Here is a 24,226-nt window from a genome sequence, read left to right as displayed (position 1 = left end):
GTTAATAATGAAAAATTTAACCAAAAAAATAGAGTTTTTGAAATTACGGGAGCGTCAGCCAGCATTGGCACAGTGGTTAACTGAATTTAGCTCTCTATGTGATCCATTTAACAAGCAGGATCTATCCTGGGGCTTATTGGGGAATGGGCTAATGATTGAGGCTGCAGATAAGGACGCTTATCTTGATTTTTTAAAGTGGGTATCCGACATTACAGGTGCCAAGTTTATTGAAGTGCAGCAAGACAGCCTTCAGTCCCTTAAAGATTTAATAAGTAAGGCTGATGGACCCACAATCATATTTATTGAGTCTGGCGGATGGCTAGAAGCAGAAAATCCATCGGAAGAAGATTTATCAAATAAGAAGCTTGTTTCTGAAGTGTTGGATTTGATTAACGGCACGTCAAAAGTTATTACAAGCATCTGCAGCTCTTTTGGAGAGATTGCGGAGGCTTTTCGCTATCAAAATAAATTCGATCGCCATATTCTTTGGGCTTCGCCTAAGCCGAATTTTCACGCAAGTGATTTTTTGGAGCAACTTAGCGCTGACATAGTGAGTGATGATTTACTGAATGACCAGCATAGATTGGGGTGCATTCTATGTTTAGATTTTGCTAGTAAGCGCAGATTTGGAATGTTAGAGAAGACTTTAAAAAGAGTGGCATTTAGGGAAAAGAGAAAGATAGGCCTGCAAGATGTGCTTCAAGTGGCAATCAATGGCACTGGGGAGGGCTTGAGTTTTCAGGACTATCCAGACCCCGAGCAAATTGCCGCTCATGAAGCAGGTCATGCTGTAGTTGCAATGGCTGAATCAGGTTTTGAGAATATTCCGGATTGGGTGTCCATTATTCCATCTAAGGATATGGCTGGAGTAATGGTTCAAGATTACAGACATATATATCGCGGGGGTTTATTTAGATCATTTTCACAAGTACGAATTGCTATCAGAATAGATTTAGCCGGTAGGGTAGCCGAAGAGCTAATTCTTGGCGAGCTTAATGTTGGTGCAGATTGCGCTAACAGCGATCTTAAGGAGGCAACTTGGAAGGTATTTAATTTGATGACTAAAAATGGCTTTTCCTCTAACTATGGCATAAATGAGTATGACGGTGACAGCCTATTAGTAGTTGCGAATGGTTGCTTTGAGTCGCACTCTGAGGATTATCGAATTGAGGCTAAGAAATTCATACAAATGCAATATAGGGCTGTTAAGTTGATCTTAAGCAAAAACAAAAAACTTTTGCTTGCTATAAAGGATGGATTACTAGAAAAGCGTCTATTACTAAAGAGTGATCTAGATGGATTGGTAAAACATATGGTTATCCCCGAGAAAATAGCAGCCTAAATGTTTGTGGATTAACTCTTAACTCTAGTACTATATAAAAAAATACTTAATTATTCTAATTTTGATAATAATTAATCACGTTAGCTTAAGATAAAAACGATCATGTCTTCATCTTTAAATTTCGATACTTCTATATTTCAGCTTCCATTTTTCGGCGCAGAAATAGAAGAATTTAGCGCTGAAGGTCCTGATGAGTACGGGGACTACACAGTTTCGCTAAAAATTAGTATTGAAAATCAAACTAAAAATGATTGGAGTTCACTGGAACTTTGTGCCGTAGTCTTAAATGATGCGGGGCAACAGATTGGTGAGTCCAATTCCAAGGAGGAGGGTATAGCCTCTGGAGATAGCTCTGAATTAGAGCTATCTATCTGGAGGGTCGCCGGAGCACTTTTAAATGGTGATCGTCAAAAGTATCAAGCATTAGTTAAGGTGATGGCTACCTCTCCTAAAGAGCGGGAGTTAGGCTCATACTCAGTTCCTCTAGAAGCTTACGAAATTACGTCCTTGCCAGGGCTAGAAATTGAAAATCAGCTTCTAGTTATTGGCGGTTCAATTTGGCGTGCGGAGCCGGATTCTGAAGGCGATATCAATATTTACGCCAAGCTTTCCGTTCAAAATATTTCCAATAACCGAATGCCTAGAGTTCAATTTGTAGCCAATATCTCAAAAGACTCCGAAGAATTATTCGATGCCGGTAGTACAGAGGAGTTGAAGCTTGGGGATATACAAGTAATTGGAGGTTATGGATATAGCAATGTAAATGATCTAAAAAATGCCATAGTCGATTGCAAACTTATTTACTCCTCATTGGCTGCTGAAGGCAGTGCATCAATTACAGGTATTGAGATGCACACAACTGAGCAAGAAATTAAAGGGGAAAAAAGAAAGTTAAGTTGGCCTAAGTCCGATGAAGGCGTCGATGAAGAAGAGTTGGATGCTTTTGAAAATGGCGGCCATGAGTTTTTCATCGCCGTCGAAAAAAGTCAAAGAATTAGGGCTAACGTAGTATATGAGGAGGTAGATGGAGACTACGTGGGCGTATATTTTGGATACGAAGGCGGGGGCGTTTCTTCCGATGGTTTTTTCTGTCTCGATAGTAAATTCAGGGGGCTTGTAGCAAAAGATGAGACAGAGCTGCCTGCCAAATATCTCGATAAGTTATATGAACTTCAGGGGGTTCGAAGTCATTTTAGCGATTGGGAAGAAAACGATGATGGTAGTCAAGTATCGGATTTTGGAAAAAAGTATTTGAAAAATGCAAATACTGTGACATACGACAATATTTGGCAATACCAATCGGATGGATTTGTAGAGCAGGTATTACATGCTCTATCAAATGAGTGGAGTCTTATAACAACCTGGCCAATGCCCAACGAAAGTGTTAATGAAGAAGAGTTGGGCAGTATTAAAGATAGCAAAGTAGATATACCGATCAACCTAAAGGAGATGAACATGTCATCAAAGTTAGTATTTAAGTTAGTGGTAGAAGATGGTGGCAAGGAGGTATTTTCAAAGCCACTCTCATATGAGACCGTTGCAAGTATCACCTCAAGCTATGAGGATGCAGAAGAGAGTAAAGATTTTTTTGCATTGGTGGCGAAGCACCCAGCTTCTACGGTGAGAGAAAATGTTGCTTATAAAGATAAGATTTCTGAAGAAATTCTGTCTTTGTTGATGACTGATAAGTCAATACCTGTGTTGCGAAATCTGGTAAGAACTGAAGCATTTAAAGAGAATGCGTCTGCAGCAGATATAGAGCGTTTGATTCACCTAGATGTCGAAATTGCTCAAAATATTGCTGGTGACATTGATTCATACCAGCAGGCTGATGCAAGTAAGTTATGCGCCATTATTCTCAGCATGGAAGATCCATCTATTCTTGCTTCTTTAGCTGGTAACTACAGCACCCCCAAAAAGGTCCTTAAAGAGCTGGTAAACCACTCTGATCCATATGTGGCTTCTGAGGCTAAAAAGCGTCTAGAAGACTAATTTATGGCGAAGCTTGAGTTTCGATTGGTTGTGGTTGAGGATGGGAAAGAGGTCTTATCAGACCTTCTTTCCTGCGAGCTCTTAAGTACCATTGCGAACTACTATCCAGACAAAGCGAGTAGTGAGAGGTTTTTCAAATATGCATCTCTGCACCCATCAGCCGAAGTTCGTCAGCAAGTTGCCTATAAGGACAAAATTGACGAGGATTCTTGCCGTGTATTGATTGAAGATAATTCTGCTGCTGTTCTAAAGAATCTCTTAAGAAACTCTGTTTTTAGGGAAATAGCGACCCTTGAGATTATAGAAAAAATAATGAAGAGGGATCCTGAGCTGGCTGTAGCTGTAGCTCAAGATGTTGAGGCTTTTAAAGCAGTTGATATTCAAAATCTGGCAGATGTCATTGCCTCAAATAGTGACCCCTTTGTTGTTCTTGCGCTAGCTCAAAATCGACGGGCACCCAAAAAAGTATTACGAGATCTTTCAATGCATGAGGATCCATTGATTTCAGAATCTGCTCGCGAAAACCTTAAATGAAGATGTTTGCTTGGGAGTAACTTGATGAAATGCCAAAACTGTAATCATGTCAACAAAGATGGAGCAAAATTTTGTGAGTCTTGCGGTAGCAAATTAGAGGTTTTATCGCAAGAAGAGTTCTGCGGCTCATGCAATTATCCAAACCCTAGCAATTTCAAGTTTTGTAAGCATTGTGGTGCTGCAAAAGTTGCATCGAATGCACCTCGCCCCATAGTGGCTAGCCCTCATAAATCTGATGATAAAAAGGTGGCGCCTAAGGCTAGGGAAGAGATCAAATCTAAACCTACTAAACCAGAAAAGAAAAGCACACCTTGGGGTTTAATCATTATTGGCATTGTTATTTTGGCTGTAGCCGTTTTTTTCTTTATTGGTAAATCAGGAAAAAATAAAGATGTAATGGATTCATCACAAGTACAAGCGCCAACTAAGGGCTCTGGAAAAGATAGTCAGGTAGTTCAAATTACGCCATCCAGTGTTCGCATTCAGGCAATGCCACATATCCAATCGATGCTTTCTGCTATGCAAAGCAACAATCAATCTTCATTGGACGAAAATATCGGATTAATAAACGACCTAGCAAAACCTACCGGTGGAAATAGAAAGGCGGCACGGCAGTTTAATGATGCAGGACTAGTGGCCTTAAAGGCTAATAATTTAGATTTAGCGATTTCCAGTTTTAAGGATGCTGTTAATACAGACCTCACCGATCAGGAGGCTGCTAATAACCTTGGATATGCCTACTATCTCACTGGCGATCTTGATCATGCCAAGGGAATTATTGAGTACACCTTAGCCTTGGCACCCCAAAGAACCTCCGCCTGGACTAACTACGCAGTAATTCTATTTAAACAGGGCTCAAATGAGTCAGCAATTAATGCGTATTTAATAGCCTATAAGTATGCAAAAAATCAAGACAGACTTGTAATTTTTGTTGAAAAACAAGCCCAGGAGGATCCGGACGTTCAGCTTCACCCTTTTTATTCACAAGTTCTCACTGCAATCAGTCAGCACAAGTAAAGTCAGGGCTTAAATATGTCTAAATGCAAGCGTTGCCGAACCTCATTAAGTCAGGATGCAAGATTTTGTCCTGAATGCGGTGAAAAGGTCGATATTTTTTGTACATATTGTGGGGCCAGCATTTCAGCAACTGCGAGTTTTTGCGGAGAATGTGGCGAAAAGGTAGCCACTGGGATAGTGCCAGTTTATGAAAAAGCGTATAGCGGTTCGAATATCGCCTTATGCGCTTACTCAGCTAGTTTGCTACCACTTAAAGTGGATATTAACTCCGTAAAAGCAACTGGTCCTGATAGGGAAAAAGAATACTCCCTATGCATCAAATTTCAAGTAAGCAACAATAGTCAAAGCACATACAGTTCGATATTCATCTCCACCCAAATTTATAACTCTGAGGGATGCATTATTGAAGAGGGCAAAGAGGATTTTGATGAGGAAATCGAGGCTGGGGATAGCGCCAAATTTGAAACCTATGTTAATTCTATTAAGGCAGGATTGCTGGGAACTAACCCTGATGGGGTAAAGGTAGTATTAAATGCCTATGCTACCGAGCTGGAGGATATAAAGCTATCTACAGTTCAGTTGCCAAGCAGCGATCATGAGGTTGTTTCATTAGCATTTGAGGCGGAATCAAAAAATTTAGAGCTTGTGTCGGGTAGTGTTTGGAAGGCGCCGGTTTGGGAAGAAAATGACCCTTCAATAGTGGCTCGAGTTTGTATTCAGAACAAGACTAAGAGTTATATCCCAAAGGCAAAATTGATTCTCGATGTTCTTGATAAGGGCGAGCGATCTTTGAATGATCGAGATAGTTATGAGGAGCTCGTACCTGGTGGAGTTGTTGCTATCGATGTTGGGTGCCAGATTCCAAACAAAAAAGCAGATGGGTGCATGGCGGATATAAAACTTAGCCTGTTCCGTCAGGTTGCTGCTGGCAACACACAATCATCGGAAATTGAGATTGAAGTCAGCGATGAGGAGGATGAAGAGGACGAATCTGGTTCTAAAACAATTTACATAAAAACTGAACCAGGCGGCAAGATTGTCTTTGGTAGGCTAGATGACGATCAAGCTGATTCACTGTTTAAAGCACTCAAATTAGAAGAAATGTCGGAGGATTTGCTTGAGCTACGCTTTAATAGTAGTGGGGATTTTAGGGAGTATGAAGGCGTTGTCAATGAAGGCGATGAAGGCGATTCTGGAAATGAAGGGGTTATTAAGATTGATCCTGATGGCCCCATAGAGTTACTAAAAGACTCTGACGGTGAGCTCATAGATGGCGCCTACTTGGTGTATCTATCGCTAAGTAAGGTTTCCATCCAGTTTGAATTTGAGCCCAGTGATGGAAAATTTGATAGTAATAAATTCACTGAAGTATCCATCCCAATTGATCTGCCGGAGTTCGTAGAGCACGATCTGTATGGATATCCTTCATTCAATATTGTTATTGGTTACCAATATGATGGGGAGGATTTAGAGGAATATGACGGAGATTTGGTTGATCGTGGCTATGATGATTTAACTGTCTTTATATTAGTTAAAGACGGGGAGCCTTCACTTGTTTATAAAAACTACAACGGTGAAGAATCTTGGGATGGTTTTGAGTCCAATTAGAATGCTGTCGAAACCAGCGATAAAAAATCTATTTAGCAATTATTGACAGGGCTTTATGACGATAACCTTCATTTATTTCAAAAAGGTTATTTTTAAGTTCAATACAAAGGCAATGATTTTAAGGTCTATCAAGAAGACGGTTCTTATGCTGAAAGCTTTTTGATCTTAATTCATTACATTCTTTATTATGAAAAATTATATGAGGATTACTTTTCAGAAGAGACTGTGAAGCTTGCGGCGCGCTTGATTAAAAATGAATCAGATTTGCCGCCAGCATTCGAAGACGAGTCTGAAAACGAATATTTTGATGAACTTATTTTTGATGCCACTCAATTTACCTATGAATATATGAAGGATCACAAGTTGTATTGTGAAGAGATGAATGACTGGATTGAAAATACGGAGCAAGATTGGGAGTCCTTAAAAAGGTCAAAGTAGATTTGGGCGGTCTATAGTGAGTTGCTAACATCACAAGGAATCGTTTGCTGGAAGATAGTTCTAGTTCCGCGGTTTTGGTGTTAAAACTGGATTAAAAAGTATTAACAAAAGGAAAGATAATGGAAAACTTCATAGAATCAGAAAATTTAAACTTGGAAATCATTCAGAAAGTATTAGAGGATGCAGCTCTTCAACCTACGGTGGATGATGGTGATCTTTATATCTCAAGAGAGGCTATTGATTTTGGATGCTGGGTGAGATACATCGAAGATGCTAAGTTAATTAATTTCTTTACTTATGCAAAAGTCAAAGAAGGGGTGAATCAACATCAAATGTATGAGTTTGTTAATTTGCTAAATGCAACAATTATGATTCCTCAATTCTACGCAGTTGGTTCTTCAGAGGATGGTTTTCACCTTTATGGAAACTATTTCATGCCAACACTATTTGGCACTGACAAGAGATTTATTGTGGCAACACTACGTAGATTTTCAGGGGCTTTCTTGGCGGGACTTCAAGAGGATAAGGATGATATTTTTTTTGATTAATGCATAGTCAAGGATCGGCACCCTTCACTAAGTATTAATTTAAAGAAAGAATTTCTATGACCAAAAAGAAAAAAACATCTGTTGAGCAAGATGAACCTGAATATAAGCTTGGGATTTCTGTAAAAGTCGAAGGAGAAGATTCGACTGATGAGGGTGGAATTGACCAATATGGCCTAGAGAGCGGTGACGAGTTTTATCAGCTCAGTTTTATCCAATCTTCGCCAGATGGAGCTCTTGATGTAAAGCCAGCAACGTATGCCCTTATGACTTGGTGGAAAGTTCGCATGGGCAATAAAGATACTATTGACATATCCAGCGATTCCAATGATTCAATACTGAGATTTGATTCTACCTATATCGGAGGAGAGATTAAAGGTGGGGGGTTGGGTAAAAAGGATAAGGTTGAAATTGATCACATCATTGAAGTTAATGAACTTAGCATGCTTGTATCTCTTTACTCTTATATTGCCAAAGCTATTCCTGATAATATGGCGAATGAGCTAGCCGTCTCATTGATGAATTTAAATCCCAAACTTCAATATGGAAGTATTGAGGTTTACACAACAGATGCTGAGGATGGTCAAGCTCAGCACTTTTTGAGATATAGAGCCTCTACCTGCCTTAAAGGTGTGAAGGTTGGCAAGGTGAATGTTATTGAGAATATGGTGGATCTGGCGCAGTCGAATCATGGGTGGATCTTGGATGCTATTTGCCAAACCCCCGAATATAAAAAGTGGTTATTAAGTTAATTTAGTAATCCAATTCAAGTAAAGGTGAAATTGATGAATTTGCCCTGGAGAGTTACCTCAATAAGTTTTGAGTTAAGGCTAACTGACTAGGGGCTTCCTTTTCCAGAGGACTAAGATAGGTCTTTAACTTTCGTCGCCGTTTTGACCTCAATTAAATACCTTAACCCATCGCCCTCGCCAAAGCGATTTTTATATTTATAAGCCTCTGATTCCAATCCTTTTTCAACATCAGCTTCAAAGCTAGTTAAGAATTTATCGGCAATTCCATTAAAGACCCATTTACTTTTGGGATTTAAGAAGCTATCTAAATGATCTGGTTTTATTGATAATTTAAATATTGCATTGCATTTCACATTTAATTTCTTTCCATCGGGCTCTACTGAAAATTCTCCAGATACCATTTCATCCAATCTTGGTCTAAAGAGAATAAATTTATCAGCCCCCTCTAGAATGTTTAAATCTATAGAACCATAACCATCTTTCTGCAAATGTTTAACGATTGGTGTATCTGCATCATCCGAATCTACTAACGTAAAATTTCCGTGAATTTTAATAAATCCTGATGCCATTTTTATTCCCCTTTAATTAAGAAGTATTATTCAATTTCTCAATTTAATCCAACATTTTACTTTTCACGATACTGATATAAATTTACCTGCAAACTGGTTGATCTATATCAAATTGAATAGGTAGTTCATTAAGTTTGATGAATGAAAATTAACCCCATAAACGGCTGGAGCGAGCCTTACTTTAATGTGAGCTTTCCAGATCTACGGGTTTTTCTTTTTATGAGGTTTGATTCCGCCCAAGCCCCCAATCTGTTGACCGTTACTTTAAGTAACGCTCACTCACCAAAAACTACTTTGGAGCAATGAAGTGCTAAACGGTTGCTCTAAAATCCTTTGGTTTTGAAAACCAAAGAGTGAAGAGCTCTTTTAGTACATGCGTGAATTTGCTTACACATTTGCTTACACACCGACACTGACCACCCGCAGAGCCCCTGTTTATAAGGGTCTATCTTGGGTGTCTGCTCTCATAACCAGAGAACCTAAACTCAACCTAAAAGTCACGAAAAAGATAGGCTTGTGAAGCAAATGATTGGTTTGGTCATTTGAGCGTTACTTTAAGTAACGCTGGGCATTCTAGAAAGTGTGCAGGCGATTACTGCACACTTTCTATGGCAATGCTGAAAGATTGTGGTCTTCAAAAAAGAGGTATTACTCAATCAAGTTATCTCTACCCCATCTACCCTTAACAAGATCGATACCATATTTGATGATTGCTACAAATAGGATAGATCCCGCTATATCCCCGCAGAACATTGCTATGAAATGATTCAAACTTCCTGAATCCAATCCCCTGGTCGCAAACCAAATTTGATGTAGACCTGAACTTAGTAATGAATAAGCAATGATGATCACTAAGAGTTGCTTTATTGAGATATTGCTTAGGTCAGCTTGAACTTTTAAGTTATGAATAACAAAATGCCTACCCAGGAGTGGTGCTACTCCGCAGATAACTGCTATTCCTAGTGTTGATGTGAAATCCAATTCATAAAAGCCAATGTAATTAATCAATATAGAAGCCATGGCCAAGCCTATAGCCCCCGAATAATCCAATATCAGCGTAAGAAAGATTCGCAAGCCCGCAGGCAGAAAAATCCAATTAACCCCCTTAGCCTCTTCCAGTGGTGTCGTGATGGTTTGATTGAGGTAAAAGAACGCCATATACAGGGCGGCACTAATAATGATTTCAAAGAGAAATTGGCCCGAAGCCTTTAAATACGGCATTGAATAATTATGGATTTTAATAATGCCTAGCATACTGGTGTTTACCCTCCCAAAGAGGAGTAAAATTTGCTTATGAAAGCTATTAAACCTACAGCCTATATCCGCTTTATCAATTTCTTAGACAGCATAGATCGTATCAACCCTGGCAAGAAGCTAGATTCAACCGAAGAGCAACTGCTTAATCAAGTTACCCTTGCCGCAACGCAAGGTAAAGAGCTATTAGTTGGCGATTTAATCTCGCTAAGTGAGTTGGGTTCTCAGGCAACACTTCATGGCCGTATTAAGAACTTGGTTGGAATGGGCTATGTAAAGCTCAATGAAGATAAGGCTGATGGCCGTAAGAAATTTGTTAAACCTACAGCCAAAGCCTTAAAGCATTACGAGCGTTTATCTGCTTGCCTAGAAGAGGCTCTGAGAAGTAGTTAGGCAAGATAAGACATCTTACCTTGGTTCGTTTCGCCCCACTTATTACATGAATCCTGGAGCCCACGGATTCAAACAGGCACCTTTCTCAGTCAGGTGGCAAAACATTTTTAATGGAAACTGAAATACTCTTAACTAAGAATTTTTAAGAGTACCGCGCCACTAGCTCAGTTGGTTAGAGCGGAGGACACATAATTACTGCATGGCTTGCATAAAAGATTTATTCAGTTAGGTTATTAATAAGCTGTTCAAATTGAATGGGGTCAAAATGCAAGTTATCGAACCTAAATAGAGAGGGATTAAATGGCGGCTCTATTCTACGCGGTACGTATTGGTCCCAATGTGCAAGCTTCCACTCATCACGAGGGTCTGCACGTAGCTCCATTCTATGTCTAGCTTCACCTTCCTCTAGATCTATCCACGCCACACGAATAGTGGTTTCAAGCGGTAATCCTAAACGCTCCGGACTAAACATCTTGCCACTTTTAATTTCATTGGAAAAGGGCCCCACAAGGATGATGTTGACGCCGAGGAGGAGATTTTCTCTAGCTATATCAATAAGGCCAGAATATTCCCAGTCTCGTAAATTCTTGAGGTAGTAGGGGCTATCTCGATCATTTGGATTATTGGTAGTTAGCTCCATGACATGTGCGCTAAAAGCACCGAAGGCCGTATCTTTGTCTAGGAAGAAAAAATCTTCACCTGTCTTTTGAATGATTAAGGGTAGAGCCATTTTAGCAAGCGTAGATTTCCCCGTGCCTGCATGCCCAGAAAACAGAATGAGGCGTGGCGCTAATGGAGATAATTTACAGCTCATATGCTTTAAGTCTCGCAGAAATTTTATAAAAAAGGGCGGCAGAGTATGAATTTAAATAAATCGTTTTATGACTAGACGGGTAAAGCCAATACGTACCACCTCCTATCATAAGTTTTATATAGTGCTTTAAAAGGTAAGTTCAAGTTTTTTTGGCGCTCTCCAATTAATAATATTCTAAAAGTGGGTTGTCCAATAATGAAAAAACCAAGCAATTGGTGCTAAATTAAACGTGTAATGCTTAAAACAATCCTCGCACTTCCTCGTACTGTTTGGCTCATTGGCCTTATTAGTCTGGTTAATGATTCGGCCAGTGAGATGCTATATCCATTGATGCCTTTATACCTAGCATCCGTGCTGATGGCAGGGCCTAAAGCGCTCGGTATCATAGAGGGTATTGCCGAGGCCACTTCCAGCATATTCAAATTAGTTTCAGGTGTCATTGTTGATCGCACCAAGAAAGCAAAGCCTTGGATTATTCTAGGCTACACATTAGCGGGTATTGGACGACCGCTAATCGTAATCGCCAATTCATGGCTATGGGTTTTGGCTATTCGTTTTACCGATCGCCTTGGCAAAGGATTGAGAAGCTCACCTCGAGATGCACTATTGGCTGAGAGTGTTCAAGAAAACCAACGCGGGATCACTTTTGGTTTACATCGCCCAATGGATTTTTCATGTCGTTGGGGTGGTGAAGAGTTTGCAGTTTTATTAGTCAATACTGAGCTGTTGGGCGCCGTAAGTATTGCAGGAAAAATATTAGATGCAATTCGGAAACTCGAAATCAAAGTCAGCTCGGGATCGACTCAAGTAAGGGTCAGTATTGGAGTGGCGAGCATGTTGGTTACCGACAAAAATATTACGGACGATATTATTGACATGGCTGATAAAGCCATGCTGCAAGCAAAACACACGGGTAGAGATCGTTATGCAGTGTATGAGCCCAAGTCGGTTTAGCTTGGGAATATTCAATTCGTAGTAATTAGTTAGGATAGCGTAGATAAATCAGAGTGAATTCACTTTTGATAGTGCGAATAAAAGATCTACCTAACTGATAATGAATAGATTACTTGTTCATATTGAATGGGCGAAAGAAAAACTAACGGAAAATGATGTCTAATCGAGTTGATAAATTTAGGGGCTTATAAGATGGTAGTTGAGTTCATCGGGCCGGCATCCTTGTTGCCAGATGGTAGTGTGCAATATCCAGCAAAACTCGATGGGAAAGATTTACTCTGTCGTTTTACCTATGAGGCTCTTGAGGACGTCGATTCTGAGGACTTACAAGGCGACGCTTTGCTGACGTTCACCAAGCATCAACTAAAACTGCTCTCCGTTGCCGAGCAAAAGATTTTGAATGGAAATGTTAGCACCAATCAAGTACAAATCTTTAGTCATGACCTCTCTTTGGGGTGATCTCTATCTAGAGATTGAATATGAACTTGATATCGAATACAGCAGGGGGGAGACAGCAATTGGTTTCCATCGTGATTCCCTTCTTTAATGAAGGGAAGTGCGTTCAGAATTTCTTTAATCGTCTTTTCCCCGTCTTAAATCAGATCAAAAGTTCCATTGATTTAGATTATGAGCTCATCTGCGTTGATGATGGCAGTACAGATGACACTTTAGTCTTACTGCTTTCAGTAGCCAAGTCATATAAAAGTATCAAGGTGGTTGAATTGTCCCGTAATTTTGGCAAAGAGGCTGCATTAACTGCTGGCATTGATTCAGCGGTAGGGGATGCGGTTATTCCGATTGACTGTGATCTACAAGATCCCCCTGAATTGATTCCCAAGTTGATTGAGCGATGGCTGCTGGGATTTGATGTGGTTTTGGCTAAAAAAGATGATCGTCTATGCGATTCTTGCATGAAGCGATGGACTGCCCATCTTTTCTATCGCCTGCATAGCTTAGTGTCAGATACTCAGATACCTGAGGGGGTGGGCGATTTTCGTTTGATGAATAGAGCCGCTGTCGATGCTTTAAAGCGTATGCCGGAGCGTCAACGATTCATGAAAGGCCTGTTCTCCTGGGTTGGTTTTAAAACTGATGTTGTTCTTTATAAGAGAGAGCCTCGATCCGGTGGTGCCAGCAAATTTTCCGGTTGGATGTTATGGAATTTTGCACTAGAAGGCTTCACCAGCTTTAGTACTTCGCCACTACGGATGTGGACCTATATTGGTGGAGCGGCTACCTTGATCTCTTTAACTTACGCTTTGTATATTGTATTTAGGACTCTGATACAGGGAATTGACTTGCCTGGTTATGCCTCGCTCTTGGTTGCTATTTTGTTCTTGGGCGGTCTACAGCTCTTGAGTATTGGCCTCTTAGGCGAATACATCGGCAGAATTTATATGGAATCTAAGGGCAGGCCTATTTATATCGTGCGTAACAACCATGGCTAAGACTCAATAAAAAATGAGATTCTCAGTGAGCACTCATTTTTTTAATGTGCACCACAGAAATACTATCTTCATAAACTTTTTCCCAGAATGGATTCTGATCGAGGTAGTTAATGAGTTCTGACTTAGGGTTCAATACTGTCCAGGTAATTTCATACTTATTCAATATCTGCTCTATTTGTTCTTTGTTATGTGATTCAGTGGCTGCAATATAAGTGGCAAATTCATCATGGGAATAAATTTCAGCGCGTCCGTCAATGAAGACTGGAATACCGCGGTACTCTAGATATCCGCCATAGTTATATTCATTTAGCACATTGCCTTTTACTGCTAATAGCAAGGCTGCATCTACTGCTTGCTGCGGTGTGATGTGAGAATCGGGTTGATGAGGTTTGTATGTATAACTGGCAACTGTACTGAGACTAATGAGTACGCAGGTCACCAGGAATATTTTCCAATTTCTTCGCGCATCACCGGTGGTCTGATTTTGAATTAGTTTTCCTGAGCTCATGGCGTTAGCCAGTAGCATCGGTGCTATCAACCCGAATATAGAAATATAACGACCATGTAGGAGCGCTTCATAGCTTAGGCAGGCAATGATGAATGTAAATACAAACGTTAGCTTTAATCGTCTCAATATTAGTAGGTAAACGATGAGCCCCAACCATAAAGTGATGGGGCTGACAGCCGACAAGGGTGATAGAGCCCACTCATTGATCAGGCCGACATTGCTTAATGTACTGATATGAAAAGGCAGCCAGATGCCCTTCCAGCCCCAAGGCGTCAGCATGCTCGCCATGAGGGATAGGACTCCAAAGTAAGCCCATTGTTTCAATTGAGACAATGTCAATCTTTCGCTGAACTTGCCATTCACGGCCAGTAGCGGAATCAGAGCCAATCCCAATATAAAGCTAGCATGAAGGTTGGCCCATATCAGCATGATCAAGAGGAGCCAGAAGGGTGGCCTAGTATTACCCTCGCTGGCTTTTAGAAGCGTGCATACCCAAATAACCATGAGTGTCCATGCGATCACATGGGGTCTTGCTAACAGATGGGTGGTAAGAGAAAAGAACGTGAGCGCGGAAAAGGTTACTGCGTATAGCACGGAGATTCTGGCCAGCAGAAATTGAAGTTGTATAGCGAGGGTCAACGCGAGCATGAGGGCCGTGATAAAAACCAGTCCATTCCAAGAGCCTAGTTGGTACCCTAGTGAGAGAATGCATTGGGCCAGCCATTCATGATTAATCCAAGGTTGCCCTATAGCTGTATAGGAATAAATATCCACCCGAGATATTGATAGATGGCTCAAGATCCAATTACCACTCGCAATATGTAAATAGGTATCCGGATCGCGCAGAACTTCAAAGGTAGTGAACTGCATTACCCAGATAAACGCAATAAGCGGTATGTAGATTGACAGAAGGATATTTGGCAAGTATTGACGAATGGACTTTTTCATGGGCTTAATTCATAATACCCACTAAAGATCGCATTTAAATGATTCCGAGCAATTTTAAAAATAGTAGCAATGCTAGAATTAATGATGACTTACCAATCAAACCAACGCGGGACAATTGCTATTGCCTTCGCAATTCTGTTGCCGGTATTGATTGGTTTTATTGGCCTTGCAATTGATGTTGGCTATTTGTATTACGTCAAAATTCAAATGCAAACAGCGGCTGATGCCGGTGCCATTGCTGGTGCTCTCCAAGTACAGCAGGGTTTTCCAGGCAGTGTTAGCACTAATGCCATCAATGATGTTGCGCTCAATGGATTTGTTTCGGGCCAGAGCTCAGTCAATGTCACTGTCTTTAACGGTCCCTCAAGTGGCCCGCATGCTAGTGATCCAAATTTTGTAGAGGTGCTGGTTAAAAAGGAAGTGCCAGTCTTCTTTATTCCCATCTTGTACAATAAGTCTTTCACGATTTACACACGTGCTGTAGCTGGATTCTCATCAGGTAGCCCCACATGCATCTATACCTTAAATCCCTCCGCTACTGATGCGAGTTTTCAAGCGGCGTCCACTACTGAGGGCATGCCTACTCGGATGGTCTCTGCCAATGTACAAATGCCTGATTGCGGCATTGCCGTGAACTCTTCATCATCAAACGGATTTATGGTGGATGCAGCCTCGACTGTTGCTGCTCACGATATAGCCATTGTTGGCGGTAAGGCCGCTTCTGGAAGGGTAACACCCATTGCTAGAGTGGGTGCGGTGGCTGCGGTAGACCCCTTAAAGAATTACGTCATGCCTACCTTTGGGGTTTGTTCTTTTACTGAGCAGCAAGTTATTGAGACAGATGTTACGTTGTCCCCCGGGGTTTATTGCGGCGGGATTCTGATTAAGAATCAAGTCACCATTCGCTTTAGTCCTGGAACCTATTATTTAGTCGGTGGTGGCATTGCCAATACCGATAACGCAACTCTATTGGGTGAGGGCGTCACTTTTGTAAATACCCAAAAAGCAGGTTATCCATATGGTGCAGTTAACTTGGGAAGTGATGGTACCCTCATTAGCTTAAGCGCGCCAACCGATGGCCCAGCAAAAGACATTCTGTTTTATCAGGAGCCTTCTATCGCTGTAGGTTCTGCTGCGAGTAATTTGGGCGGTGGCTTAAATACCTTGATGAAATTAACGGGGGTAATTTATTTCCCGACCACGAGTTTGAGATATCAGGTAGGCAGTACCCTCGTCATGGGCGCTGGCACGCATACCTTTATTGTGTCTTATAACTTAGCAATGACTGGGGCTAACCGAATCAACTATCAGGCGGCAATGGCTTGGCCAGTATTGTCTGGCCCCGTGGCTCTCGCAGAATGAGGTTTCTCAATCTCTTGCATTACAAATCAATTCAAGAAAATAAAGGCGTAGTAGCGATTGAATTAGCGATATTACTACCGGTGATTCTTTTAATGTTGATGGCAGTGACAGATTTTGCTAGGGTCTTTTACGCAGGGATTACGCTAGTTAATGCAGCGCATGCCGGGGCGCAATATGCCACACAGAATCTCGCTCATATGGCTGATCGTAATCAAATCATTCAGGTGGTGATGAATGATGCCCAAGACCTAGCTGATGTGGAGGTCAGTGTTTCGTGTCAAACCCAATGCCCAAACCAAATATCCATTGCTTGTGGAGAGCAGTGTGCTGATTCACAAGCGCCTGAGAAGAGTGTTGTCCAGGTGACTGGCAGCCATGAATTTAAAACGCTCTTTCCATGGCCAGGCATTCCCGCAGTCGTTTCCTTGCGATGGACCTCTGTCATGAGGGCGCAGTAGTGCTAAAAATGAGTAAAATCATTTCACGATCAGACCGTGGCGCTGCAGCGATTGAATTTGCAATCGTCGTTATTTTATTCCTCACCTTAATTTTTGGGATTATTGATGGTGCCAGAATGGTGTGGTCTTACAACACGCTATCGAGCGCAGTCAAGATGGGTGCACGCTTTGCATCAATCTCTGGCTCCACTAGTGGCGATGCCCCTGGGCCGCGCAGTAGCGCGGAAACCATTGAACTCATTAAAGAAGAGATTCAGGCTTCAGCCCCTGGTCTCTTATTAACTTCAGATGGAATGGATGTGAGTTGGGAGCCTGCGGGCAATAATCAAGCAGGTAGCCTGGTCAAGGTATCGGCGACCTATCGATTTGTGCCGATTACGCCGTTCATGGGTTTTGCCGATGTGCAAATGCATAGCCACTCAGAAATGATTGTGCTCAGATGACATTCTTTTCTTCATGCAGAGTCATTTTGATTGTCCTCATAGTCTGCTTATTGGGTGCTTGTGATTGGCCAGACGCTCAAAAGTTGCCGGACTATTGGCTTTGCCGCGGTCCTACTAGCCAAAAAGTGCTGTTGAATGGTATCGAGCTCGAATCCTACTCTGGAACTGAGCCGGTATTGCTGGAGGTTTTTAATGGCGCCGTTTATCAGCAGGCCGCCACTGCACTGTCTAGTACTTACGTGCAATGTATTAATAATCCAGAAACTCTGATGTTTCGTCACCTTAATTGCAATGAGGATCAAGTAACGCCGATGACAAGCCCATTTAGGGAGGGTTTATTGGATAAGGTAAGCGGTCGGTTGAAATTTATAGAGCGCAGACCGTCAGGCGACAGAATGATTATGGGCAAAGGAAATTTACTTTGTCGCCATCTTGGTAGGGCTTTTAGTTTTACGGCGTTCGAAGATGAATAAACTTAAAAATCTTCTAGCGTCGTTCATTCCGATCTTAATATTGGAACTATCAGTCGTCATTGTCGTCCTGCGCATCTTGGTCGATACCCCATATCTCCGCTTTAATCGCTGGGTCGTTGCAGATTGGATGATTAATTACCAAAGTGGCTTTGTGAGGCGCGGCTTATTTGGCGAACTCCTGCACCAATTAAATAGTAATAGCATGGTGGCCGCACTGTACCCAATGCTCACTGGCTTATTTATAGGGTTTGCCATTCTTTTTGCCGCGCTCTATTTTTATTCCAAAGCCAAGGGGCAGCTATTGGCGACGATTATTTTGTTAATTCCTGGTGGCGTTTTCCATATGGCGATTAGCGGTGACTTTTATTCTCGAAAAGAAGGCTTCTTTGAGATTCAATTTGGAATTCTTTGTCTGTTATATATTTTCATTTGCAAAAACCAAGGGAATATAAAAAGTCGGCTGATTGATCTGTTCTGTTTTTTTGCTGTACCGGTTGGGATATTGATGGAGTTGGGTCATGAGGCCTATCTCTTTATGAGTTTTCCAATCTTTTGCCTATTAATTTTTCTTTTAGCTTATGAAAATCCCTCACACCGCCTATTACGCTGGTCAAAGTGGGCTTATGTCATTTTGATTCCTGCATTGTTTGTTGTTGCGTCTTTAAACCACGGCAGCTATGAGAGTGCTCAAGTGATATGGGAAGCGGTTCCATTGGCAGATCGCATTCAAATTGCACCAGCTTCACCTTATACGGTATCTCTGGCTGCCGGTGCTATCGCTTGGACAATGCAAGAGCACTTCCTCACAATCTACGAGAATATTGTTACCAATCAATTGCCATATATTGCATTCTTTTTCTGTGGCAACTTACTTATCGTACTTTTTCTGGCTAGTAGGTTGAGGCCATATGCCAAGCCTAATGGCGAGAATGAAATTTTTGCTAATGAGCGTTATGTCAGGCTGCTAGCACTTGCTTTTATTGGCTCATTGGGAATGTTCTTCTTGGGGTCAGACTGGGGGCGGTGGATTGCGTGCGCGGTCAACCAGTGGATCTTCCTCGCATTAGCTCTTAGATTCTCTCCCTCATTGCTGGGTAGCAAATTCCAATGCAATCATGCCAAGTTTTTAGATCGCATTTCTGACTATTTTAATCAGGCACCTAGATACCTATTTGTGACCCTAATATTGGTTTACAGCCTTGTTTACCAAATGCCAGAGAGTGTGGTCGGGAACTATCGCAGTATTTATATTCCCTACCTTGAGTTTAGTCGCGCAGCCTTTGAAATCATTCGACTTCAAGTGATTCAATCAGGGATTCAATAACTTCTCGATCCTTGTGCCGTAATTTCCCAGGCGAGTAGCCGAACTTTCTTCTGAATGCCGTGATGAAGTGATTAACGTGGCTATAGCCCAGATTGGCAGAGATGATCTTCATGGAGGTATTACTGGACTCCAATGCATGATGAGCCTGGTCTAGGCGGTAACCGGTAATAAAGGAGAAGATCGATTCACCATACTCAGAAACAAACTCTTCATTCATGATCCTAGCGGAGATACCAAAATCATGAGATAGAGCGGTGAGGGTTGGAAGTTTTCCTTCAAGCTTAGTGAGATAGTCATGTAGCTCGACAATTTTCATGCGCCTATTGGACACTCTTGCATCTGTCTTGGTTCGATGGAGTGAGCTTAGCAGGTTTGCTAGGCTTTCTAAGACCTTAGCCTGGGTATAAAGATTGCGTGCGCTACCGTGATACTTGCTATCCATTGCTACCTGAATTAGCTCACTAACAGAATAGGGTACTGATCGCACGATGGATTTCGTTGGCGGGTTAAGATCTAGGGCGATTAGTAATTCCTCGGCATCGTTTTGTCCAAAGAGATTATTGAGTGTTGATTTGCCGATTTGTAGGCTAATCATTTCACTATTGGAAGATCCATCCAGATACATCTTGGTGGAAATGTGATTGCCGTATCGAAAAATACCCATTCCCGAGCTAAAGATCAGATCTGTTTTTCCATCATCGTCCCGATGGCAAAATTGTCCGTTATAGGCATACCGAGCAACAAAGGTGGGCTCCGTAAATACGCCGGCGAATTCCACTAATTGGATTAACTTCCCAGAAGAGCTGGGTTTAAATTGATGCCTCCAGTGAATTAAATTAATCCCGAGTCCTACACGCCTTTGCTCTACGGTTCCCGAGCCAAGCTCAGCATCTATCGGTAGGGATTTGATCTCGCAATTGTTGATTGAATAATCTTGGCGAACGATCGCGGGAGGTGGATCGGTTAGCCAAGCAAGGCGGTAGTTTGGATATGAAGACTTCACATTTACATACTACGCATACTTACTTATAAAAAGTATGTATTTACATGAATTCGTAGATAAATGGTGCTTATCGGTAGAAATGATGGGGAAGATGCCCTTTCTGAGCCTTAATATGACTTATCTACTCCTTTATGCCCTTGCAGCATTTCACTGGACGGAGGAGTTAGACATCAACGAATAGGATCCAATATGTACGAATACCTAAAACACTGGCTCTCACTTCAACAACGAGAAGATGGCGTTACAGCGATTGAATATGCTTTACTGGTCGCGCTAATTGCGATTGCTTTGGTCGGTGGTGCAACCGCCTTGGGTGTTTCATTGAGTAATTTCTTTAGTGCGATTTCTACGTTTATCAACGGTTATACCGCTCGGGTCTAGAGCTTAAAACTTCATCGTTAACTACTATCAAGCGTTTTATCTATTGCGAGGATCTGTTCGGTATCGATTGACGGTTCATTTAGGATTTTTAAGGCTTTATTAAGTGCCAAAAAACCGCGTCATTCTTATTTTGATTGTCTCAGCCATTCTTGGAATTATTTCCATATCGATGGCAGTGATCTTTTTGAAAGCGCAAAGAGCCGCCGAGTTAACGCAAGTGGTGGTAGCTTCAATCAATATCGATTCAGGCAATAAACTTAATATACAAAATCTTGCATTAGCTGATTGGCCTAAAGCCCAAGTTCCTGTAGGAGCTAGCACTAACACCCAAACTTTATTTGATCGCGTTGCCAAATCCAATTTAGTTACTGGGCAAGTGGTATTGGAGCATATGCTCATGCCTATTGGCTCAGGCGCTAGCTTATCAGCAGTTATCTCCCCGGGAAAGCGCGCATTTACGATCTACGTTAGCGAGGCTGCGGGCGTTGCCGGTTTCACCTTCCCTGGAAATTATGTGGATGTACTCCTCAGCACCAAAGACGACTCTGGACAATCCGTTTCAAAAATTGTTTTAGAGAAAGTCTTAGTGTTGGCAATTGCGCAAGATCGGGTCATCAAGGATGAATCTAAGCCACGCGTAGTCAACGTGGTCACTTTGGAGGTCAGCCCTCAGCAAGCTGAGCGTCTAGATATGGCGCGCTCAGTTGGTAGTCTGACCCTGGCACTTCGCAATCAGTCCGATGTGTCTTCTGGAAAAACGGGTGGTGCACATAAAGGTGATTTTGAGGATGGTGTAGCGGTTATCGAGGTGATTCGTGGCACTAGTAAGCATATGGAATCAGGGCTGCAGAACTAATATGCCACTCATTCAAATTAGCAAATTCCTAATAACTATTGCTTTTCTAGGCTTTGCTATCGGCGCTTACTCTGTTGACCCTCTTAAGTCAAACTTGAGCACTGCTAATGCCGCTCATCTTTCTTTGAGTTTGAACGTAGGTAAGTCTCATATATTTAAATTAAAAGACCCAGTCACACGCGTCTCTATTGCCGATCCTAATGTTGCCGATGTGATGTTAGTGAGTTTTAAAGAGCTTTACCTCTTAGGAAAAAAATCAGGAACTACTAATGTATTTCTTTGGCATGAAGGTGAAAAAATGACTGTCGTTGATTTGACTGTCAATACCGATATTTCCTCTGTGCAGACTTTGTTAAATCAATTGATGCCTACTGAGAAACGCCTGCGGGTCATCGCTGCTGGAGATTCGTTGGTATTGACTGGTCAATTAAGTGATGCCATGAAGGTGGCGCAGGCAGTACAGATTGCTGAAAATGTGAGCGGTAAAAAAGTTATGAATATGACTACCCTTGATCATTTGCCCCAAGTATTGATTGAGGTAAAGATTGCCGAAATTGATAAGGTCGTTGCGGATCAATTGGGTTTGGAAGTCAGCGGCAAAAATTTTGCCTTTAGTGCGATGGGCGTTGGGTCTCTCGGATCAGGCGCTCAATTCATTGGAAGTTCAGGCACTAATAACGCCTGGTTACAGGCGCAAATCAATAGCGGCTTAATCAAGATTTTGGCAGAACCCAATATTATGGCCATTAGCGGTCAAGAGGGGCAGTTCCTGGCTGGTGGTATGGTCTTTTTGCCTGTGCCGCAAACAAGTGCAACTGGTGGCGGGGCGGTGATCACACTTCAGCAGCAGAACTACGGCGTCGGTGTTAAGTTCACACCCACTGTACTAGATGGCAATAGAATTAATTTGAAGGTCAGGCCTGAGGTCTCCGAGGTTAATCCGCAAGGTATCACCGTAAACGCTGGCGGCTCAACCATGGTCATGCCGGCAATCACAACGCGAGAAGCCTCTACAACAGTGCAGTTATATGACGGTCAGACCTTTGCTATCGGTGGATTGATTAGTAATAACGTTTCAGAATCTATTAATGCCTTTCCTGGCTTGTCGAACTTACCAATCATCGGGGCGCTGTTTCGGAGTAGTTCGTTCCAAAGTCATCGCACAGAACTACTCATCTTAGTGACTCCGCATATCGTCAAGCCACAAGATGGCAGACCTGAATTACCGACCGATAAATTTATTCAACCAACAGAAGCCGAGTTTCTGATTGGTGGCAAGCTTGAGGGCGAGAAAAAGCCCTTTACCCCCATAGTTAGCAAGGAGGCGGGAAACTAAATGTTAGCTAATCGAAATCATTATTGGATTAGTCCGGTCCTTTATCTTGCGCTGTGTCTTGCTATATCGGGCTGCCAGTCCATTTGGCAAAACGAGCCCGACTTTGGTAGCTCAGTAACATCATCCGTGCAAAACCAACTGGTAAACCCACAGGCACCACTAGGAAATCCCAAGCCCACAACAGGCTTAGATGGGCCTAGCGCTAAAGCCACAGTGGATAGTTATCAACGCTCCTTTAGAACGGGTACCAGTCCAGCCGGTGCTGTACCAGGTCAAACTGGGGTTGGTCAGTAAGCTCCTATGAAGATAGCCGTTATTGCAAGCTCTCCAGCAATGCTTGCCCTTATCGAGGGGGTGCTAGAGAAAAACCCTGGTGATGATCAGTTTGTATATTTACTCAGAATCAATGAGCAAATACATCTGGAGCGAATCGATTTATTCTCGACCAATATCCTAATTTTGGATGCCAACACTGTCAGCGATGCAGACTTAAAAGCGATCTCTGAGTGCACTAAGCAGCATTCAAATCCATCCATTTTTTACCTCTGCAATTTACATTCTGAAACTGCCTTGATTAGTTTGATGCGCTCTGGTGTAACAGAGGCTATTAGCCTACCTTTGATTGATATAGACCTAAATTCTGCAGTTGGACGAATTCGTGATCGCAGTTATTTATCGAGTGTTTATCATGCACGCGGCAAGATCTTGGCGTTTATCTCCTGTAAAGGTGGCGCTGGCGCTACCTTTTTGGCAACCAATTTGGGTTACTCGCTGGCAGAAGATTGCCAGCAAAAAGTTTTATTAATTGATTTGCATATGCAGTATGGAGATGCATCTTATTACTTAACAGACCAGATGAGTTCCATTACTCTAGGGGATATTGTGAAGCAGGTTGGCTTAGACTCAACCATCATTGCTGCTGCGGCAATGAAGATCTCGAGCAACTACTTTCTATTGCAAGCGCCTGCTAGCCCAGAAATGTCAGTTGGCATCGTTGCTCAGCATATTGACAATTTACTCACCGTTGCCATTCAGGACTATGACTTCGTCATTTTAGATATTTCACATACGCTAGATGCCTTGAATATGCGTGCTTTAGATCGGGCTGACATGATTTTTCCAGTGATGCAGCCAGTGGTGCCTTATCTCAGAGCCATGACAAAGCAACTTCGGATTTTTAGCATGCTTGGCTATCCCGAAAATAAAATCAAAGTTGTCCTTAATCGCATGGATAGTATGGTCAATTTATCTGAAGCAAAGATGGAGGATTCAATCCAGAAAAAAATCTTTGTTTCAGTGCCAAATGATTTCGTTAGTAGCGCTGAATCTGTCAATACGGGCATCTCTATCTTGAAGCAATCGCCTGATTCTCCTGTGAGCAAAGAGATTCGCGACTTGGCTGCAAGTCTTTCTGGGAAGGTTGCTAAGTCAGATAACCGTTCCTTGTTGCAAAAAATATTTGGAATGGACTGAT

27 protein-coding genes are annotated in these 24,226 nt (G+C 42.0%); 22 read left to right on the top strand and 5 right to left on the bottom strand.

Annotated elements, in window-relative coordinates:
* Positions 1-7: 7 nt before the first annotated feature.
* From ICV38_RS08230 to ICV38_RS08195, 8 genes are all read left to right on the top strand, one after another.
* Entirely contained in the window at positions 8-1,342 is a 1,335-nt protein-coding gene (locus tag ICV38_RS08230; protein WP_215379286.1) for a hypothetical protein, read from the top strand.
* Between the two features lie 102 nt (positions 1,343-1,444).
* Positions 1,445-3,334, top strand: coding sequence for a hypothetical protein (locus tag ICV38_RS08225; RefSeq protein ID WP_215379284.1), 1,890 nt, complete (start codon positions 1,445-1,447; stop codon positions 3,332-3,334).
* Between the two features lie 3 nt (positions 3,335-3,337).
* On the top strand, positions 3,338-3,868 hold the full coding sequence (locus ICV38_RS08220) for a hypothetical protein (protein WP_215379281.1): 531 nt from the start codon (positions 3,338-3,340) through the stop codon (positions 3,866-3,868).
* A 24-nt stretch (positions 3,869-3,892) separates the two neighbouring features.
* The gene (locus ICV38_RS08215; RefSeq protein WP_215379278.1) at positions 3,893-4,885 is read left to right on the top strand and encodes a zinc ribbon domain-containing protein; all 993 of its coding nucleotides are present in this window, start codon (positions 3,893-3,895) and stop codon (positions 4,883-4,885) included.
* Between the two features lie 15 nt (positions 4,886-4,900).
* Entirely contained in the window at positions 4,901-6,493 is a 1,593-nt protein-coding gene (locus ICV38_RS08210) for a zinc ribbon domain-containing protein (protein ID WP_215379268.1), read from the top strand.
* A 159-nt stretch (positions 6,494-6,652) separates the two neighbouring features.
* Positions 6,653-6,931, top strand: a complete 279-nt coding sequence (locus ICV38_RS08205; protein WP_215379265.1) for a hypothetical protein — start codon at positions 6,653-6,655, stop codon at positions 6,929-6,931.
* 119 nt (positions 6,932-7,050) lie between these two features.
* On the top strand, positions 7,051-7,479 hold the full coding sequence (locus ICV38_RS08200; RefSeq protein WP_215379263.1) for a YbjN domain-containing protein: 429 nt from the start codon (positions 7,051-7,053) through the stop codon (positions 7,477-7,479).
* A gap of 56 nt (positions 7,480-7,535) precedes the next feature.
* A complete protein-coding gene (locus tag ICV38_RS08195) occupies positions 7,536-8,228 on the top strand; it encodes a hypothetical protein (protein ID WP_215379260.1) in 693 nt (230 codons plus the stop codon).
* A 110-nt stretch (positions 8,229-8,338) separates the two neighbouring features.
* On the opposite strand, the gene ICV38_RS08190 is transcribed toward ICV38_RS08195, so the two are convergent.
* Complete coding sequence (locus ICV38_RS08190) at positions 8,339-8,797, bottom strand: hypothetical protein (RefSeq protein WP_215379258.1); 459 nt, start codon at positions 8,795-8,797, stop codon at positions 8,339-8,341.
* A gap of 648 nt (positions 8,798-9,445) precedes the next feature.
* Positions 9,446-10,018: a hypothetical protein gene (locus tag ICV38_RS08185; protein ID WP_251368138.1), complete on the bottom strand. Its 573-nt coding sequence runs from the start codon at positions 10,016-10,018 to the stop codon at positions 9,446-9,448.
* Positions 10,019-10,090: 72 nt separating this feature from the next.
* Here ICV38_RS08185 and ICV38_RS08180 point away from each other — a divergent pair, with 72 nt between their 5' ends.
* Positions 10,091-10,444 (top strand): MarR family winged helix-turn-helix transcriptional regulator, encoded by a 354-nt coding sequence (locus ICV38_RS08180; RefSeq protein ID WP_215379255.1) that lies wholly within the window; start codon positions 10,091-10,093, stop codon positions 10,442-10,444.
* Positions 10,445-10,661: 217 nt separating this feature from the next.
* Here the strand turns inward: ICV38_RS08180 and ICV38_RS08175 are convergent, their stop codons facing one another.
* On the bottom strand, positions 10,662-11,258 hold the full coding sequence (locus ICV38_RS08175; RefSeq protein WP_215379252.1) for an AAA family ATPase: 597 nt from the start codon (positions 11,256-11,258) through the stop codon (positions 10,662-10,664).
* A gap of 234 nt (positions 11,259-11,492) precedes the next feature.
* Here ICV38_RS08175 and ICV38_RS08170 point away from each other — a divergent pair, with 234 nt between their 5' ends.
* From ICV38_RS08170 to ICV38_RS08160, 3 genes are all read left to right on the top strand, one after another.
* Complete coding sequence (locus ICV38_RS08170) at positions 11,493-12,212, top strand: MFS transporter (RefSeq protein WP_215379249.1); 720 nt, start codon at positions 11,493-11,495, stop codon at positions 12,210-12,212.
* 192 nt (positions 12,213-12,404) lie between these two features.
* On the top strand, positions 12,405-12,671 hold the full coding sequence (locus tag ICV38_RS08165) for a DUF1488 family protein (protein WP_215379246.1): 267 nt from the start codon (positions 12,405-12,407) through the stop codon (positions 12,669-12,671).
* A 20-nt stretch (positions 12,672-12,691) separates the two neighbouring features.
* A complete protein-coding gene (locus ICV38_RS08160) occupies positions 12,692-13,660 on the top strand; it encodes a glycosyltransferase family 2 protein (RefSeq protein ID WP_215379244.1) in 969 nt (322 codons plus the stop codon).
* A gap of 22 nt (positions 13,661-13,682) precedes the next feature.
* Here the strand turns inward: ICV38_RS08160 and ICV38_RS08155 are convergent, their stop codons facing one another.
* On the bottom strand, positions 13,683-15,116 hold the full coding sequence (locus ICV38_RS08155; protein WP_215379241.1) for a hypothetical protein: 1,434 nt from the start codon (positions 15,114-15,116) through the stop codon (positions 13,683-13,685).
* A gap of 81 nt (positions 15,117-15,197) precedes the next feature.
* Between ICV38_RS08155 and ICV38_RS08150 the strand changes: the two genes are divergently transcribed.
* Genes ICV38_RS08150 through ICV38_RS08130 form a run of 5 tightly spaced genes read left to right on the top strand, consistent with a single transcriptional unit; the run spans position 15,198 to position 19,176 of the window.
* Positions 15,198-16,478, top strand: a complete 1,281-nt coding sequence (locus ICV38_RS08150) for a pilus assembly protein TadG-related protein (protein ID WP_215379238.1) — start codon at positions 15,198-15,200, stop codon at positions 16,476-16,478.
* A complete protein-coding gene (locus ICV38_RS08145; protein WP_215379236.1) occupies positions 16,475-16,936 on the top strand; it encodes a TadE family protein in 462 nt (153 codons plus the stop codon). Before ICV38_RS08150 ends, ICV38_RS08145 begins: the two co-directional genes overlap by 4 nt.
* Before the next feature lie 8 nt (positions 16,937-16,944).
* Positions 16,945-17,379, top strand: coding sequence for a TadE/TadG family type IV pilus assembly protein (locus ICV38_RS08140; protein ID WP_215379233.1), 435 nt, complete (start codon positions 16,945-16,947; stop codon positions 17,377-17,379).
* A complete protein-coding gene (locus tag ICV38_RS08135; RefSeq protein ID WP_215379230.1) occupies positions 17,376-17,852 on the top strand; it encodes a hypothetical protein in 477 nt (158 codons plus the stop codon). The genes ICV38_RS08140 and ICV38_RS08135 overlap by 4 nt, the downstream gene beginning before the upstream one ends.
* Complete coding sequence (locus tag ICV38_RS08130; RefSeq protein ID WP_215379228.1) at positions 17,845-19,176, top strand: hypothetical protein; 1,332 nt, start codon at positions 17,845-17,847, stop codon at positions 19,174-19,176. Before ICV38_RS08135 ends, ICV38_RS08130 begins: the two co-directional genes overlap by 8 nt.
* Here ICV38_RS08130 and ICV38_RS08125 read toward each other — a convergent pair.
* Entirely contained in the window at positions 19,139-20,179 is a 1,041-nt protein-coding gene (locus ICV38_RS08125; RefSeq protein ID WP_215379226.1) for a helix-turn-helix transcriptional regulator, read from the bottom strand. The genes ICV38_RS08130 and ICV38_RS08125 overlap by 38 nt on opposite strands.
* Before the next feature lie 189 nt (positions 20,180-20,368).
* On the opposite strand from ICV38_RS08125, the gene ICV38_RS08120 reads away from it, so the two are divergent.
* The 5 genes from ICV38_RS08120 to ICV38_RS08100 all read left to right on the top strand — a co-directional run bounded on the left by ICV38_RS08120 (position 20,369) and on the right by ICV38_RS08100 (position 24,225).
* The gene (locus ICV38_RS08120) at positions 20,369-20,560 is read left to right on the top strand and encodes a Flp family type IVb pilin (protein ID WP_215379223.1); all 192 of its coding nucleotides are present in this window, start codon (positions 20,369-20,371) and stop codon (positions 20,558-20,560) included.
* A 103-nt stretch (positions 20,561-20,663) separates the two neighbouring features.
* Positions 20,664-21,416 (top strand): Flp pilus assembly protein CpaB, encoded by a 753-nt coding sequence (gene cpaB, locus ICV38_RS08115; RefSeq protein WP_215379221.1) that lies wholly within the window; start codon positions 20,664-20,666, stop codon positions 21,414-21,416.
* Position 21,417: 1 nt separating this feature from the next.
* Positions 21,418-22,752, top strand: coding sequence for a type II and III secretion system protein family protein (locus tag ICV38_RS08110; protein ID WP_215379218.1), 1,335 nt, complete (start codon positions 21,418-21,420; stop codon positions 22,750-22,752).
* Positions 22,753-23,046: a pilus assembly protein gene (locus tag ICV38_RS08105; protein WP_215379215.1), complete on the top strand. Its 294-nt coding sequence runs from the start codon at positions 22,753-22,755 to the stop codon at positions 23,044-23,046.
* A gap of 6 nt (positions 23,047-23,052) precedes the next feature.
* Positions 23,053-24,225, top strand: coding sequence for an AAA family ATPase (locus ICV38_RS08100; protein ID WP_215379212.1), 1,173 nt, complete (start codon positions 23,053-23,055; stop codon positions 24,223-24,225).
* Position 24,226: the final 1 nt, after the last annotated feature.

Source organism: Polynucleobacter sp. MG-6-Vaara-E2, from assembly GCF_018687695.1.
Taxonomy (GTDB): Bacteria; Pseudomonadota; Gammaproteobacteria; order Burkholderiales; family Burkholderiaceae; genus Polynucleobacter.
This window is presented reverse-complemented; position numbering and strand designations above follow the sequence as displayed.

Excerpts from the sequence above, each read along its gene's own strand:
- ICV38_RS08230 (WP_215379286.1), top strand. The coding sequence starts at position 8 with ATGAAAAATTTAACCAAAAAAATAGAGTTTTTGAAATTACGGGAGCGT.
- ICV38_RS08225 (WP_215379284.1), top strand. The coding sequence starts at position 1,445 with ATGTCTTCATCTTTAAATTTCGATACTTCTATATTTCAGCTTCCATTT.
- ICV38_RS08220 (WP_215379281.1), top strand. The coding sequence starts at position 3,338 with ATGGCGAAGCTTGAGTTTCGATTGGTTGTGGTTGAGGATGGGAAAGAG.
- ICV38_RS08215 (WP_215379278.1), top strand. The coding sequence starts at position 3,893 with ATGAAATGCCAAAACTGTAATCATGTCAACAAAGATGGAGCAAAATTT.
- ICV38_RS08210 (WP_215379268.1), top strand. The coding sequence starts at position 4,901 with ATGTCTAAATGCAAGCGTTGCCGAACCTCATTAAGTCAGGATGCAAGA.
- ICV38_RS08200 (WP_215379263.1), top strand. The coding sequence starts at position 7,051 with ATGGAAAACTTCATAGAATCAGAAAATTTAAACTTGGAAATCATTCAG.
- ICV38_RS08195 (WP_215379260.1), top strand. The coding sequence starts at position 7,536 with ATGACCAAAAAGAAAAAAACATCTGTTGAGCAAGATGAACCTGAATAT.
- ICV38_RS08190 (WP_215379258.1), bottom strand. The coding sequence starts at position 8,797 with ATGGCATCAGGATTTATTAAAATTCACGGAAATTTTACGTTAGTAGAT.
- ICV38_RS08185 (WP_251368138.1), bottom strand. The coding sequence starts at position 10,018 with ATGCCGTATTTAAAGGCTTCGGGCCAATTTCTCTTTGAAATCATTATT.
- ICV38_RS08180 (WP_215379255.1), top strand. The coding sequence starts at position 10,091 with ATGAAAGCTATTAAACCTACAGCCTATATCCGCTTTATCAATTTCTTA.
- ICV38_RS08175 (WP_215379252.1), bottom strand. The coding sequence starts at position 11,258 with ATGAGCTGTAAATTATCTCCATTAGCGCCACGCCTCATTCTGTTTTCT.
- ICV38_RS08170 (WP_215379249.1), top strand. The coding sequence starts at position 11,493 with ATGCTTAAAACAATCCTCGCACTTCCTCGTACTGTTTGGCTCATTGGC.
- ICV38_RS08165 (WP_215379246.1), top strand. The coding sequence starts at position 12,405 with ATGGTAGTTGAGTTCATCGGGCCGGCATCCTTGTTGCCAGATGGTAGT.
- ICV38_RS08160 (WP_215379244.1), top strand. The coding sequence starts at position 12,692 with ATGAACTTGATATCGAATACAGCAGGGGGGAGACAGCAATTGGTTTCC.
- ICV38_RS08155 (WP_215379241.1), bottom strand. The coding sequence starts at position 15,116 with ATGAAAAAGTCCATTCGTCAATACTTGCCAAATATCCTTCTGTCAATC.
- ICV38_RS08150 (WP_215379238.1), top strand. The coding sequence starts at position 15,198 with ATGATGACTTACCAATCAAACCAACGCGGGACAATTGCTATTGCCTTC.
- ICV38_RS08145 (WP_215379236.1), top strand. The coding sequence starts at position 16,475 with ATGAGGTTTCTCAATCTCTTGCATTACAAATCAATTCAAGAAAATAAA.
- ICV38_RS08140 (WP_215379233.1), top strand. The coding sequence starts at position 16,945 with ATGAGTAAAATCATTTCACGATCAGACCGTGGCGCTGCAGCGATTGAA.
- ICV38_RS08135 (WP_215379230.1), top strand. The coding sequence starts at position 17,376 with ATGACATTCTTTTCTTCATGCAGAGTCATTTTGATTGTCCTCATAGTC.
- ICV38_RS08130 (WP_215379228.1), top strand. The coding sequence starts at position 17,845 with ATGAATAAACTTAAAAATCTTCTAGCGTCGTTCATTCCGATCTTAATA.
- ICV38_RS08120 (WP_215379223.1), top strand. The coding sequence starts at position 20,369 with ATGTACGAATACCTAAAACACTGGCTCTCACTTCAACAACGAGAAGAT.
- ICV38_RS08110 (WP_215379218.1), top strand. The coding sequence starts at position 21,418 with ATGCCACTCATTCAAATTAGCAAATTCCTAATAACTATTGCTTTTCTA.
- ICV38_RS08105 (WP_215379215.1), top strand. The coding sequence starts at position 22,753 with ATGTTAGCTAATCGAAATCATTATTGGATTAGTCCGGTCCTTTATCTT.
- ICV38_RS08100 (WP_215379212.1), top strand. The coding sequence starts at position 23,053 with ATGAAGATAGCCGTTATTGCAAGCTCTCCAGCAATGCTTGCCCTTATC.